Origin of the sequence: Kitasatospora sp. GP30, assembly GCF_029892145.1 — a bacterium.
Taxonomy (GTDB): domain Bacteria; phylum Actinomycetota; class Actinomycetes; order Streptomycetales; family Streptomycetaceae; genus Kitasatospora; species Kitasatospora acidiphila.
The window spans coordinates 42,079-54,305 of the sequence record NZ_JARZAH010000001.1; the positions used below are offsets into that span (position 1 = coordinate 42,079).

The window sequence follows — 12,227 nt, forward strand, 5'->3', positions numbered from 1 at the left end:
GTGAGCCGCCATCAGATCGGGTCGGCAGGCCACGTCATCAGAATCGAAAGACATCCTGACAGGTTCCAAACATCCATTGGCGATCATCGCAGCCATGCCGAAGTCAACTGATGATCGCCCCCGGCGTCGGGACCGCCGGCTGCTGCGGACCGCGGTGCTCTCCGCTGTTCTGCTGGTCCCCCTGGGCGCCCTGACGGCGTGCGGTTCCGGCTCGGGTACGCAGAGCAGCGCACCCGGCGCCGGCGTGGCCTCGCTGCCGAGCGCCGCGGCTCCGAGTTCGCCCGCCGCGGGCGCCTCCCCCGCGACCGGCGGCGACCCGGCCCCCGGGACGAGCGCGGCCTCGGGTGCCCCGTCCTCCGCCTCCACCGCAGACCGCCCCCAGGAGCGGCTGGACGACAGCGCTGCGCGCGACGGCCAGCTCTGGGACGCCTACTACGCCTGCCTGGGTGCCAACGGAGTCCCCCTGACGGGCGGGATCGCCCCGGCCGGACAGCCTATGCACAAGATGCCGCCGCCGGGTGCTGCCATCCCCAAGGCCGCTGAGGCGGCCTGCCAGTCCAAGATGCCGCTGCCGCCGCCGCAGACGGATCCGAAGCTCAACCCGAACTACGGCGCCGATTTCAGCGCCTGGGTCAACTGCATCAACGGCAAGGGGTTGAAGGTCAAGGCCTATGGCACCCCGGGCAGCGGGGACAGCGGGTGGAGCTACGACGGGCAGCCCACGATGCCCGAGCCGCAACGGGAACAGGTGATACAGACCTGCAAGATGGAGGCATTCAGTGGCAGCGGGCACTGACGCGGGGAACGCCGACATCGACGACGTCCCCGCCACCGAGCCACCCTCGCGGCGAACACGCAGGCGGCGCGTGGCCGTGATCGTCGCCCTCGCCGTGACAGTCGGCATCGGAGCGGCGAGCGCGGTGGGGCTGAGCAGCCGGCAGAAGCCGCACGCAGCCGCGAGCAGCGGCGCGCAGGTGCACACGGTCGCCGTGGTCAAGACGGACCTGTCGAACACTCAGACCATGAGCGGCACCCTGGGCTTCGGCACGGCGCAGACCTTGACGGGCGCCAAGCAGGGCATCATCACCGCGCTCCCCGCCGCCGGAACCACCGTGACCAGGGGCCAGCAGCTGTACCGGGTGAACGACCAGCCGGTGCCGCTCTTCTACGGCGGCACCCCGCTGTTCCGGCCCCTCGACAAGCCCGGCCTGGTGGGCCGGGACGTCCAGGTGGTCGCGAGCAACCTGCAGGCTCTCGGCTACGACGTGGGAACGCAGCCGAAAGTCGGCACCGTGATCACCCAGCCCGCCGCCGACCCGGCACCCGGTGGCAGTGCGCCACCGCCGAAGGACGGGGGAGGGACGGCGGCTCCGGCCGCCGGGAGCGGCACGGGTGCGCCAAGCGGCGGGCCGACCAGGGCCCCGGCCGCCCCGACCGCTCCGACCAGCCCGACCACGGCCGGCACGCCGGCCGCGCCGACCCAGACCACGGTGGAATCGGGCGACGGGGTCGTCACCGATTCCCTGATCGCTGCGATCAAGCGCTGGCAGAAGGCTGTCGGCCTGCCGCAGACGGGAAGTCTCGGCATCGGCGACGTGGTGGTGCTGCCCGGCGCGGTCCGGATCGGCGCCCTGCAGACCCAGCTCGGCGAGCAGGGGGCCGAGGCACTGATGTCGGTCACGCCGACCGACAAGGTGGTGACCGTGCCGGTGGATCCGGCGAACGTCGGCTCGATCAAGCAGGGTGACAAGGTCACCATCAGCCTGCCCGACAGCTCGACGACACCGGGAACGGTCAGCGGCGTCGGCACCGCCGTCAAAGGAAACGCCGGAAGCAACTCCGCTGCGGGCGCCGGACCGGGCGGCCCGCCCACGGTCGATGTGACCGTGGCCATCGACGACCCCTCGACGGTGAAGAACTTCGACTCGGCCACCGTCCAGGTGGCCTTCGTGTCGGCGACCGCGACCGGAGTGCTGGCCGTTCCGGTCGGCGCGCTCCTCGCCCTCAGCGGCGGCGGCTACGCCCTGCAACTCCAGGGCGGCGGGCTGGTGGCGGTGCAGACCGGCATGTTCGCGAAGGGCATGGTGGCGATCACCGGCAACGGCATCGCCGCGGGCACCCAGGTGGTGACCGCCGCATGACTCCGGTGCTTGTGGTGCGCGGGGCCGGGATGGCCTATCCGGGCGGGGTCAAGGCCCTGGACGACGTCTCGCTGACCATCGACGAGGGCGAACTGCTGGCCATCCTCGGACCGTCCGGCTCGGGAAAGTCCACCCTGCTCAACATCATGGGCACCCTGGACCGGCCGACCAGCGGCACGGTGGAGGTAGGCGGCCACGACATCGCGCGGCTCTCCGACCGCCGACTGTCCGCGCTGCGCGGACGCTGGCTGGGCTTCGTGTTCCAGCAGTTCCACCTCACGGACGGCCTCAGCGCCGTGGAGAACGTGGCCACCGGGCTGCTCTACGCCGGAGTGCCGCGCCGCCGGCGGGGCCCGATGGCGCTGGAGGCGCTCGGCCGGGTCGGCCTGGCACACCGCGTCGGGCACCTGCCGCACCAGCTCTCCGGCGGCGAGCGGCAGCGGGTGGCCATTGCCCGGGCACTGGTCAACGAGCCCGCCCTGGTGCTCGCGGACGAGCCCACCGGCGCCCTGGACACGGCCAACGGCAGAGCGGTCCTGGCGCTGCTGACCCAGCTGAACGACGAGGGAACCACCATCGCGATCATCACCCACGACCGTGGCATCGCTGAACTGATGCCACGTCAGATCGAGATCCTGGACGGGCACCTGGTGTCCGACCGCCGTACCGGGGTCAGCGCATGAGCAACGGCGGCACTCACCGCGGCGGCACGCACAAGTCCGTCGCGAACCGGACCAAGCCGGTGCGGTTGGCTCCGGCCGACGTTCTCGGCCTCGGACTGCTGGGCATCCGCACTCGGAAGGCGCGTGCGGCGCTGTCGGCCCTGGGCATCTCCATCGGCATCGCCACGATGATCATCGTCATGGGCATTCCGGCGTCCAGCCAGAAGGCCCTGCTGGAGCGGCTGTCGGCGCTGGGCACCAACATGCTGCAGGCCACGGCCGACCCCGGCCAGAATCCTCCGGTGGTCTTCCCGCCCGAATCGCCGGACATGGTCGCCCGGATCGGCCCGGTGACCGTCGCCAGCGCGGTCGCCAACACCAACACCGTCGTCGCACGCTCCGACAAGGTCGACCCCGACAACGACACCGGCCTCGCCGTACTGGCCGGCAAACTGAACCTGCTGCAGGCGATCAACGGCAAAGTCCAGTCGGGCCGCTTCCTCGACGCGGCCACCGAGAGGTTCCCCACCACGGTGCTGGGCTCCGCGGCCGCCTCCCGACTCGGCATCACCACGCTGCCGACCGATCGACCCGGCCCGCAGGTCTACATCGACAACCACTGGTTCACCGTCATCGGGATCCTCGCTCCCGTGCCGCTGGCTCCGGACATCGACCACTCGGTACTGGTCGGCTGGGACGCCGCGAAGGCCCAGCTGGGCTTCAACGGCAACCCCACCGTGATCTACGTCCAATCCCGGGAGTCACAGATCGAAGCGGTCCGCGCGGTGATGCCCGCCACCATCGATCCACAGCAGCCGGGCCTGGTGCAGGTCAGTCGGCCCTCCGACGCGCTTGCCGCGAAACGGGAGACCCAGACCGCCTTCTCCGCGTTGTTCCTCGGCCTCGCGGGCGTGGCCCTGCTGGTCGGGGGCATCGGCGTGGCCAACACCATGGTCATCTCGGTGCTGGAGCGGCGCAAGGAGATCGGACTGCGCCGGGCACTGGGCGCCAACCGAGGGCAGATCCGCGGCCAGTTCCTCGCCGAGTCGGTGGCGCTGTCCGGGCTCGGCGGTATCGCCGGCACTGCCATCGGCGCCCTCGTGACCTTCGGCTACGCCACCTCACAGGGCTGGCCACTGGTCATCCCCCTCCCAGTGCTGCTCGGCGGCATCGGCGGGGCGGTCGTGGTCGGCGTGGTGGCAGGCGTCTACCCGTCGATCCGCGCCTCACGGCTCACCCCCACCGAGGCGCTGGCCTCGACCTGATCGGCCGGCGAGAGGGCGGGTGCCAGGCCGAGGCGGGGTGGGGTTGCGGGAGAGGGCGATCTGCGGTGGGGCGGCGAACCGCGGGACGCCCAGGAACGGTCCCTCGGCTCCCGCGAACGGTGTTTCGAGGTGGCAGATCGCGAGGTCGGCCCGGGAGACCGCCGGTCGCAGTCCGGCCAGCATCGACCGGAAGTCGAATCCGCCGGTGCCGGCGGCCTCGGCGTCGAGGGCGGCCTGCTCGATCAGCGGGGGGTGGATCAGGACGTGGCCGCCGGCGACCACGGTGAACTCCATCCCGCCATGGTCAGCCCTCGGGGTAGAGGACGAACAGGGTGCAGCCGGTGGTGGTCTGGGGGACGTGCGAGGAGCCGGCGGGGCAGTGGATGAAGGAGCCGGCGGGGTAGTCGCGGTGGCCGTCGTTGAAGGTGCCGGAGAGGACGAACACCTCCTCGGGGCCCGGCTCGTGGACGTCGGTGCCCTGCCAGCAGGTGTTCGGGTCCATCTCCAGGACGTGGGCCGCCGCGCCGTCGTCCCCGCGCCACAGCGGGCGCAGGCGGATGCCGGGGAAGAGCTCCCGGATCGGGGCGTCCTGGACGTGGGACCAGGTGAAGGCGAGTGCGTTCGGTTCCGAAGTCTCGGTCGTCATGAGGTCAGCTTGGCGGATCACGGCTGTGCGGCCGAGTGTCAGAAATGACATCAGGGAGTACTTTTCTGACAGGAGGATTCGGGCAGGGGTTTCCGGCAGGGGGTTTCTGACGTGCATCGAGTGGTGGCACTGGTTCGCCCACCGCAGTCGACGTTCGAACTCGCCTGCGCGGCGGAGGTGTTCGGGCTGGAGCGGCCAGGGCTGCCGGCGCGGTACGCGTTCAGCGTGTGCACGGAGCAGCCCGGCCCGGTGGCCACGCTCGCGGGCTACGACATGCTGGTGGCCGAGGGGTTGGACGCGCTGCGGCGGGCGGACACCGTGATCGTCCCGGGCTGGCTGCCGGTCGAACGGCCGCCCTCGGACACGGTGGTCGAGGCGCTGCGGCGTGCGGTGGAGCGTGGGGCGCGAGTGGTGAGCATCTGCTCCGGCGCGTTCGCGTTGGCGCACGCCGGGCTGCTGGACGGGCGGCGGGCGACCACGCACTGGGCCACGGCGGGGAAGTTGGCCGAGGAGTTCCCGGCCGTGCAGGTCGACCCGGATGTGCTGTACGTGGACCACGGCGAGGTGGCCACCAGCGCGGGCGCGGGGGCCGGCATCGACCTGTGCCTGCACCTGGTCCGCGCCGACCAGGGCGCCGGGTACGCGGCCCGGGTCGCGCGGAGCATGGTGATGCCGCCGCACCGCGAGGGCGGGCAGTTGCAGTACTCCGCGCCCCCTAACGCGGGGCAGTTGGACGGCTCGCTCGCGCCGCTGCTGGACTGGGCCACCGGGCGGCTCGGGGAGCCGCTGGCGGTCGCGGACCTGGCGGCGCACGCGGGCGTCTCGGCGCGCACCCTCGCCCGGCGGTTCGATGAGCAGCTCGGCACCAGTCCGGGGCACTGGCTGCTCGTCCAACGGATCACCGCAGCACGGGAGTTGCTGGAGTCTTCCGACCTCCCGCTGGATGCCGTCGCCCGCCGCGTGGGCCTCTCCTCGGCCACCAACCTGCGGCGGCGCTTCCTGGGGGCGTTGGGGACCACGCCGGGTGCCTACCGCCGAGCCTTCCGGGCGTAAGGCAGGCCACTCGGATGGAATTGGACCGGGACAGCCGAACGGACCGGTGGCTAGCCTCGGGCGTAGTCGATCTTTGGAGGCCACCCGTGCACCCTGAACTCGCCGCCGATCTGGACCAGTTGCCCGCGTTGCTGGAGGAGGTGCGGCAGCAGGCCGTGGTCTTCCTGGACGGGCTGGACGAGCGAGCGGTGATTCCGGAGGCGGAACAGGCGGGGAAGCAGGCGGACTCGGTGCCGCTCGGCGGGGAGAGCGGCGGAGTGCGGGCGGCACTCGCGGAGTTCGGCGAGCGCTGGCAGCCGAGGCTCTCGGCGAGCGCCGGGCCGCGCTACTTCGGGTTCGTCACCGGTGGCGCGACCCCGGCGGCGCTGGCCGGCGACTGGCTGACCGCCGCCGTCGACCAGAACTCCAACTCCGCGATGGACCCGGCCGGTCAGCAGCTGGAGCGGGAGACGCTCGGCTGGCTGCGCGAGCTGTTCGGGCTCTCGGAGGCGCACAGCGGCAGCTTCGTGAGCGGCGCGACGATGTCCAACACGGTGGGGCTGGCGGTCGCCCGGGAGTGGCTGGGCGAGCGGCTCGGCGTCGATGTGGCCGAGGACGGGGTCGGTGCGCTGGGGAGGGTGCGGGTGCTGTCGGGGAACGCGCACTCCAGCGTCGCCAAGGCGCTGTCGGTGCTGGGGCTGGGACGCGCGGCGGTGACGCCGGTGGCCGCGCTGCCGGGCCGGGAGGCGGTGGATGTGGCCGCGCTGGAGCGGGCGTTGGCCGAGGCGGGCGGTCCGTGCGTGGTGGTGGCCAACGCCGGCACGGTGAACACGGTGGACTTCGACGACCTGCGGGCGATCGCCGCGCTGCGCGAGCGCTACGACTTCTGGCTGCACGTGGACGCGGCGTTCGGCGCCTTCGCGGCGCTGGTGCCGGAGCACGCGGAGCTGGTGGCCGGACTGGACCTGGCCGACTCGGTCTGCGTGGACCTGCACAAGTGGCTCAACGTGCCGTATGACAGCGCGGTGCAGTTCACCCGCCGCCGCGACCTGCAGGCGCGGGTGTTCCAGAACGCGGCCGCCTACCTGGGCCCGCTGGGCGAGGACCCCGACCTGGTGCATCTGACGCCGGAGAACTCGCACCGACTGCGCGCGCTCGCCGCCTGGTTCACGTTGCGGGCGTACGGGCGGGCCGGCCACCGGGAGATCGTCGAGCGCTGCGTGGCGGGTGCCCGGGCACTGGGGGAGGCGGTGGCCGGGATGGCGGGGCTGCGGCTGCTCGCGCCGGTGCGGCTGAACGTCGTCTGCTTCACGCTGGCGGCGGACCCCACCGCCGAGCGACTCGCCGCGCTCGCCGCGGAGTTGGCGGGGGAGGCCTTCGTCACGCCGACGCGGTATGCCGGGCAGCCCGCGCTGCGGGCGGCGTTCAGCAACTGGCGGACCACCGAGGCGGACGTCGAGCGGACGGCGGCGGCGCTGGAGCGGGCCGTGGCGCGCCTGGGGGAGGCTGGGGGAGGCTGGGTAATGGGGGCGATTAATGGGAGCAATTAATGGGGGCGATCAGTGGCGGTGGGCGGAGGCTGGCGGCGGCTGAGGCGCGATTAATAATGCGCATTAGGTTAATGGGGCGTATTAAGGTGCGTTGAGGTGCGTTGACGTGCACCGAACGGCCAGGCCGCGGGTGCTTGGCGGCTGACTGGACCTAATGCGAACCATTAATCGGATGCATTACGACGATTCGTCATGTAATGCTCCACCCATGCCGATTGCTGACGTGTCCCCCGGAGTGTCCATCGCCTACGAGACGTTCGGGGACCCGGGGGACCCGGCGGTCCTGCTGGTGATGGGGCTGGGCGCCCAGATGCTCGGGTGGGACGAGGCGCTGTGCCAGGAGCTCGCCGGGCGGGGGCGGTATGTGATCCGCTACGACAACCGGGACTGCGGGCTGTCCACCAGGTTCGACGAACACCCGGTCGACGTCGGGCAGTTCATGGCCCTGGTGGGCGCGGGTGAGATCGCGGCCGCGTCCGCCCTGGTGCCGTACACGATCCAGGAGATGGCCGACGACGGCCTCAACCTGCTGACCGCGCTGGGGATCGAGCGGGCGCATGTGGTGGGGTCGTCGGTGGGCGGGATGCTCGCCCAGGTGATGGCGATCAGTCGGCCGGAGCGGGTACTGACGCTGACCTCGATGATGTCGTCGACCGGCGAGCCCCAGTACGGCAAGGCCACCCCCGAGGCGCAGGCGGCGATCGCCGCACCGCGGCCGGCGGACCGCGAGGGGTTCATCGCGGCGGCGGAACGCGACCTGATGTGGGCCTCCAGGCGCTACGGGGACCCGGCGGTCCTGCGCGACCTGGCAGCCCGGAGCTACGACCGCGCGTACTACCCGGCCGGGGTCGGACGCCAGCTCGGGGCCGTCACGCTCGGCGGCTCGCGGGCGGACGCGCTCCGCGAGCTCAAGGTGCCGACGCTGGTGATCCACGGCCTGGACGACACCCTGATCGACCCGAGCGGCGGCAAGCGCACCGCCGAACTGGTGCCCGGAGCAAAGCTGCTGCTGCTCCCGGACATGGGCCACGACCGCCCCCGCCCGCTCTGGCCGCAGCTCATCGGCGCCATCGAGGCCCACACGGCCTGAGCGGCTCGCGCCGCTTGGGCGGCCCGCGTTGCCTTGGTGAAGCCCACGCGTCGCGTGAGTGGCGGCTATCGCCTGGGGGGTCTGAAGCGCCGGACGGCCTGGGCCGCTTGAGTGTCTGGAACCGCTTGGGCGGCCCGCGTTGCCTTGGTGAAGCCCGCGCATCGCCTGAGTGGCTGCCACTGCCGGGTGGCTCCCACAGTTTGGGCGGCCTGCGCCGCCTGGGCGGCTCACGCCGTCTGGCCGACGCTCCGGGCCGCGTGAGTGGGACCCGGAGGGCTGAGCCCCTCGAACGGCGTTTGGGTTGGCGGGTACGGTTTGGCCCATGGATGTTTCCGGAGCAAACGCCGCCGACGCAACCGCCGTCAAGGGCGCGGCACGCCAACTGCTGGCGAAGGTGGGCGCAGCAGGCCTGTCCCTGGAAGGCGTCGCCGACGAAGGCGGGTTGACGGTCGCCCAGGTGCGGGAGCTCTTCCCGCACCGGGACGAGCTGCTGACCGCGCTGCTGATCGACGCCTACAACGAGTCGGGCGCCGCGATGGAGCACGCCGACCAGGCCGCGGTGGCGGCCGGCGCGTCGGGGGGTGCCCGGCTGCTGGCGGTGACTCGGGCGCTGCGGGCGTGGTCGTTCGCCAACGCGGCCGAGTTCACGCTGGTCTACGGCTCGCCGGTCCCCGGCTACCACGCGCCGCAGGACACCGTGCCGCCCGCCTCCCGGACGCCCGCCGTGCTGGCCGGAATCGTCAGGGCGGCCCTGGAGGCCGGTGAACTGACGCCGCCCAAGCGCCAGTTGACCAAGGAGTCGCTGCTGCTGCCGGAGGCCGTGCAGCTCTTCGGCGGGGTGCCCGGGGCGCCGTTCGCGGATGTCGTCGAGCGCGGCATCGTGCTGTGGAGCAGCCTGGTCGGGCTGCTGGTGTTCCAGGTCTTCAGCCGCACCCATGACAGCGTGCGCGACGAGTCCGCCTTCTTCGACTTCGCCATCGCCGTGGCGGCCGAGGGCATCGGCCTTGAGGTCCCGCTCGGCGAGGCCGCCACCGGCTGACACCGGCCCGCCACCGGCTGACACCGGCTGGCACAGAGCAGCAACATCACCGATCAGCACAACGCCGATCAGCACCACCACCGATCCGCAGCACCACCCACTAGCCCCACACCGTCCGCCGCACCCCGGCAGTGACGGGGAATCAGGCCGTGAACACCACTCGATCCCTCTGTTTCGCCATCTCCGCACTGTCGTCGTGCGCCGCGCTCGTCTACCGCCTCTGCCAGGTGCGGGGCAGCCGACGCGACAGTGCCTACCGCACCCTGGTGGTCACCCTGGTGCTGCAGTGCCTCACCTTCACGATGGGTGCCGTCGCCACGGGGAGCAAGAGCTTCCTGGGCGTCGGCAACCTCGCCATCCTGGTGATGCACGTATCGGCGGTGGCGTTCTGCGTCAGCGCGCAGATCATCCTGCTGCGCTGGGCGAGCGACGCCGAGGTGGCAGCCCGGCAGTCCCGGTACTGGCTGATCGGCGGCAGCGTCGTCAGCGTGCTGCTGGTGGCGTTGTTCTTCGCCGCGGACGGTCCGAACCGGTCGGCCGACGACTTCAACGGCAGCAGCCGCCCGCTGCTGCTCACCTACCTGCTGGTCTTCGTCGTGTCGCAGGCGGTGCCGTGCGTGACGATCTTCCGGCAGGTCCGGGCCTACGCCGGGGTGGCGGGTTCGCCGTCGCTGCGGCAGGCGCTGCGGCTGCTGTCGGTGGCCGCGGTGCTGCTCTTCCTCTACTGCACGGCCCGGACGGTGAACATCCTCACCCTCGCGTGCGGGATCGACATCGGCGTCTGGCAGCTGGCCGCCTCGGTGCTCAGCGCGGTGGGGATCGTCGTGCTGTCGCTGAGCCTGACGGTCTCCTCTTGGGGCACCGCGGCGGCGAGGCTGCTGGAGTGGGCGCGCAGCTACCGGGCCTACCGGGTGCTCTACCCGCTCTGGCGGGACCTGTACGAGGCGTCGCCGGACATCGCCCTGGAGCCGCCGCGAGTCAGGGTCTCCGACCTCAACTACCGGCTGCACCGCCGGGTGGTGGAGATACGGGACGGCTGGCGGGATCTGCGCCCGTACATCGACCGCGCGACCAACAGCGCTATCGACGGCGCGACCAGCGGCAGCAGTGCGGCCAACGGCGACATCGACGGTACGACCAACGCCGACGCTGCGACCAACGGCGGTTTCGACCGTACGACCACCACCGGCAGTGCGACCAACGCCGACGCTGCGACCAACGCCGACGAGTCCCGGCAGGCCTTCGCCGAGGCGGCGCAGATCCATCAGGCGCTGCGGGCCAAGCGGATCGGCAGCATCCCCGATGACAACAAGGACGCCGCCGACTTCGAGGACCGCGACACCGACAACTTCACTGCGGAAGTCGCCTGGCTGAGTAAGGTCGCGGTTGCCTACCGTAAGCTGGGCAGCGCAAGTTGAGAGCTCCCGCCCGGTCTGTACCCCCGTCAGACCGGGCGGGTTTCTCATTTCCCCAGGGTTTCCCCCGGGTTCCCCCCTCGTCCCCCCGTTTCCCACTGTCGGTCGGACGGGGACGTGCCCCGTCCGACCCGGGCTCGGACCGTCCCCCGACTGCCGAGCGCAGGCCGATGCGACTGACAACCAACGCGGCTACCCCCGTGAGCGGAGTTAGCTGACAGCTATCGGCAAGGTCCACCGTGTCGGAGTCCGGCTCGATTGTCAACTGGCAGTTAATCTGCGAAACTGACGGATAGCCAAGGGCTATGCCAGGGAGGTTGACGGGGGGAGACCTGGATGTCCGAGTCAGAGACTGACGAGCGCCCGATGCTGGCGGTGCGTCTGGACGACCTCTTCAAGACGGTCCGCCCCAAGGGCAAGCACTGGACCAACGCGGAGGTCGCCGAGGAGCTGAAGCTTCTCAATCCCGATCTCAAGGTCGGCGGCGTCTACCTGTCCCAGCTGCGGACCGGCAAGCGCTGCAACCCCACCCCCGACCTGCTGGCCGCCCTGGCGCGGTTCTTCGGCGTGTCGGTGGCCTACTTCTTCGACGACCAGGTCGCCGAGTCGGTGCTCAGCCAGGTCGCGGCCATCGAGGCGCTGCGACAGGCCGGCGTGCGCGCGGTGGCGATGCGGGCGGCCGGGATGAAGAAGGAGAACCTCCAGGCCATCACGGCGATCATGGACCAGTACCGCGAGATGCAGGGCCTGCCGCCGGTCACCGACGGCACGGAGCCCGAGTGAGGAGACCGCGGCGGTGATAGGCAGCAGAAGGGGCTGGACGGCCCGCCAGGCCCGCCGCAGCCAGCTCAAGAAGCTCCGCAAGGCGGGTGCCCGGCGGATCGCCGAGCTCGGCCTGCCGGAGACCGCCGACGTGGCCGAACTCTGCGCCTACCTCGGCGAGATCCGCCAGCGGCCGATCCTGCTGGTCCCGATGCCGATGCCCGCCTCGCACCCGTGCGGCATGTGGGTCGCCGCCCGCGACGAGGACCTCATCTTCTACGACGCCAACACGACCGGCGCGCATCAGGAGCACATCATCTTGCACGAGCTGGGGCACATCATCTGCTGCCACCGCGGGGCGGGCGGGCTGGACGAGGCGAGCGCCCGGCTGCTCTTCCCCGACCTCGACCCCGACCTCGTGCGCGACATGCTGCTGCGCGCGACCTATGACGACGTCCAGGAGCAGGAGGCGGAGATCATCGCCTACCTGCTCTCCCAGCGAATGGGCGCGGCCGCGGACGCCCCGGCCGAGCGCGCCGGGGACGGCACGGACACCGGAAGCGACGCCATGCGCAGCCGGATCGAACGAACGCTGATCTGAACCGGCCTGCGGGTCAGGCGAATT

Annotated in this window: 13 protein-coding genes; 11 read left to right on the forward strand and 2 right to left on the reverse strand. The window is 71.5% G+C overall.

Translation table 11 applies throughout. The annotated features are described in order from the left end of the window. Positions 1 to 94 precede the first annotated feature (94 nt). Genes P3T35_RS00215 through P3T35_RS00230 form a run of 4 tightly spaced genes read left to right on the forward strand, consistent with a single transcriptional unit; the run spans position 95 to position 4,068 of the window. Entirely contained in the window at positions 95 to 796 is a 702-nt protein-coding gene (locus P3T35_RS00215; RefSeq protein ID WP_143676829.1) for a hypothetical protein, read from the forward strand. Beyond that, positions 780 to 2,141 (forward strand): hypothetical protein, encoded by a 1,362-nt coding sequence (locus P3T35_RS00220; protein ID WP_280703938.1) that lies wholly within the window; start codon positions 780 to 782, stop codon positions 2,139 to 2,141. Before P3T35_RS00215 ends, P3T35_RS00220 begins: the two co-directional genes overlap by 17 nt. After that, on the forward strand, positions 2,138 to 2,824 hold the full coding sequence (locus P3T35_RS00225) for an ABC transporter ATP-binding protein (RefSeq protein WP_101380802.1): 687 nt from the start codon (positions 2,138 to 2,140) through the stop codon (positions 2,822 to 2,824). Before P3T35_RS00220 ends, P3T35_RS00225 begins: the two co-directional genes overlap by 4 nt. Then, on the forward strand, positions 2,821 to 4,068 hold the full coding sequence (locus P3T35_RS00230) for an ABC transporter permease (RefSeq protein WP_101380803.1): 1,248 nt from the start codon (positions 2,821 to 2,823) through the stop codon (positions 4,066 to 4,068). Before P3T35_RS00225 ends, P3T35_RS00230 begins: the two co-directional genes overlap by 4 nt. Here P3T35_RS00230 and P3T35_RS00235 read toward each other — a convergent pair. Together P3T35_RS00235 and P3T35_RS00240 are read right to left on the reverse strand one after the other, a co-directional pair. Beyond that, positions 4,030 to 4,362, reverse strand: a complete 333-nt coding sequence (locus tag P3T35_RS00235; protein WP_101380804.1) for a CapA family protein — start codon at positions 4,360 to 4,362, stop codon at positions 4,030 to 4,032. The two genes, P3T35_RS00230 and P3T35_RS00235, sit on opposite strands and share 39 nt — an antisense overlap. Before the next feature lie 10 nt (positions 4,363 to 4,372). Beyond that, positions 4,373 to 4,714 (reverse strand): cupin domain-containing protein, encoded by a 342-nt coding sequence (locus P3T35_RS00240; RefSeq protein ID WP_218976684.1) that lies wholly within the window; start codon positions 4,712 to 4,714, stop codon positions 4,373 to 4,375. 120 nt (positions 4,715 to 4,834) lie between these two features. Here P3T35_RS00240 and P3T35_RS00245 point away from each other — a divergent pair, with 120 nt between their 5' ends. From P3T35_RS00245 to P3T35_RS00275, 7 genes are all read left to right on the forward strand, one after another. Beyond that, complete coding sequence (locus tag P3T35_RS00245; RefSeq protein WP_280703939.1) at positions 4,835 to 5,767, forward strand: helix-turn-helix domain-containing protein; 933 nt, start codon at positions 4,835 to 4,837, stop codon at positions 5,765 to 5,767. A gap of 86 nt (positions 5,768 to 5,853) precedes the next feature. Beyond that, a complete protein-coding gene (locus P3T35_RS00250; RefSeq protein ID WP_101380807.1) occupies positions 5,854 to 7,296 on the forward strand; it encodes a pyridoxal-dependent decarboxylase in 1,443 nt (480 codons plus the stop codon). A gap of 208 nt (positions 7,297 to 7,504) precedes the next feature. Further along, a complete protein-coding gene (locus tag P3T35_RS00255; protein WP_101380808.1) occupies positions 7,505 to 8,386 on the forward strand; it encodes an alpha/beta hydrolase in 882 nt (293 codons plus the stop codon). A 322-nt stretch (positions 8,387 to 8,708) separates the two neighbouring features. After that, on the forward strand, positions 8,709 to 9,425 hold the full coding sequence (locus tag P3T35_RS00260; protein ID WP_101380809.1) for a WHG domain-containing protein: 717 nt from the start codon (positions 8,709 to 8,711) through the stop codon (positions 9,423 to 9,425). A gap of 149 nt (positions 9,426 to 9,574) precedes the next feature. Then, positions 9,575 to 10,843: an MAB_1171c family putative transporter gene (locus P3T35_RS00265; RefSeq protein ID WP_101380810.1), complete on the forward strand. Its 1,269-nt coding sequence runs from the start codon at positions 9,575 to 9,577 to the stop codon at positions 10,841 to 10,843. Positions 10,844 to 11,176: 333 nt separating this feature from the next. Beyond that, the gene (locus P3T35_RS00270; protein WP_101380811.1) at positions 11,177 to 11,623 is read left to right on the forward strand and encodes a helix-turn-helix domain-containing protein; all 447 of its coding nucleotides are present in this window, start codon (positions 11,177 to 11,179) and stop codon (positions 11,621 to 11,623) included. 13 nt (positions 11,624 to 11,636) lie between these two features. After that, the gene (locus tag P3T35_RS00275) at positions 11,637 to 12,203 is read left to right on the forward strand and encodes a toxin (RefSeq protein WP_101380812.1); all 567 of its coding nucleotides are present in this window, start codon (positions 11,637 to 11,639) and stop codon (positions 12,201 to 12,203) included. Positions 12,204 to 12,227 lie beyond the last annotated feature (24 nt).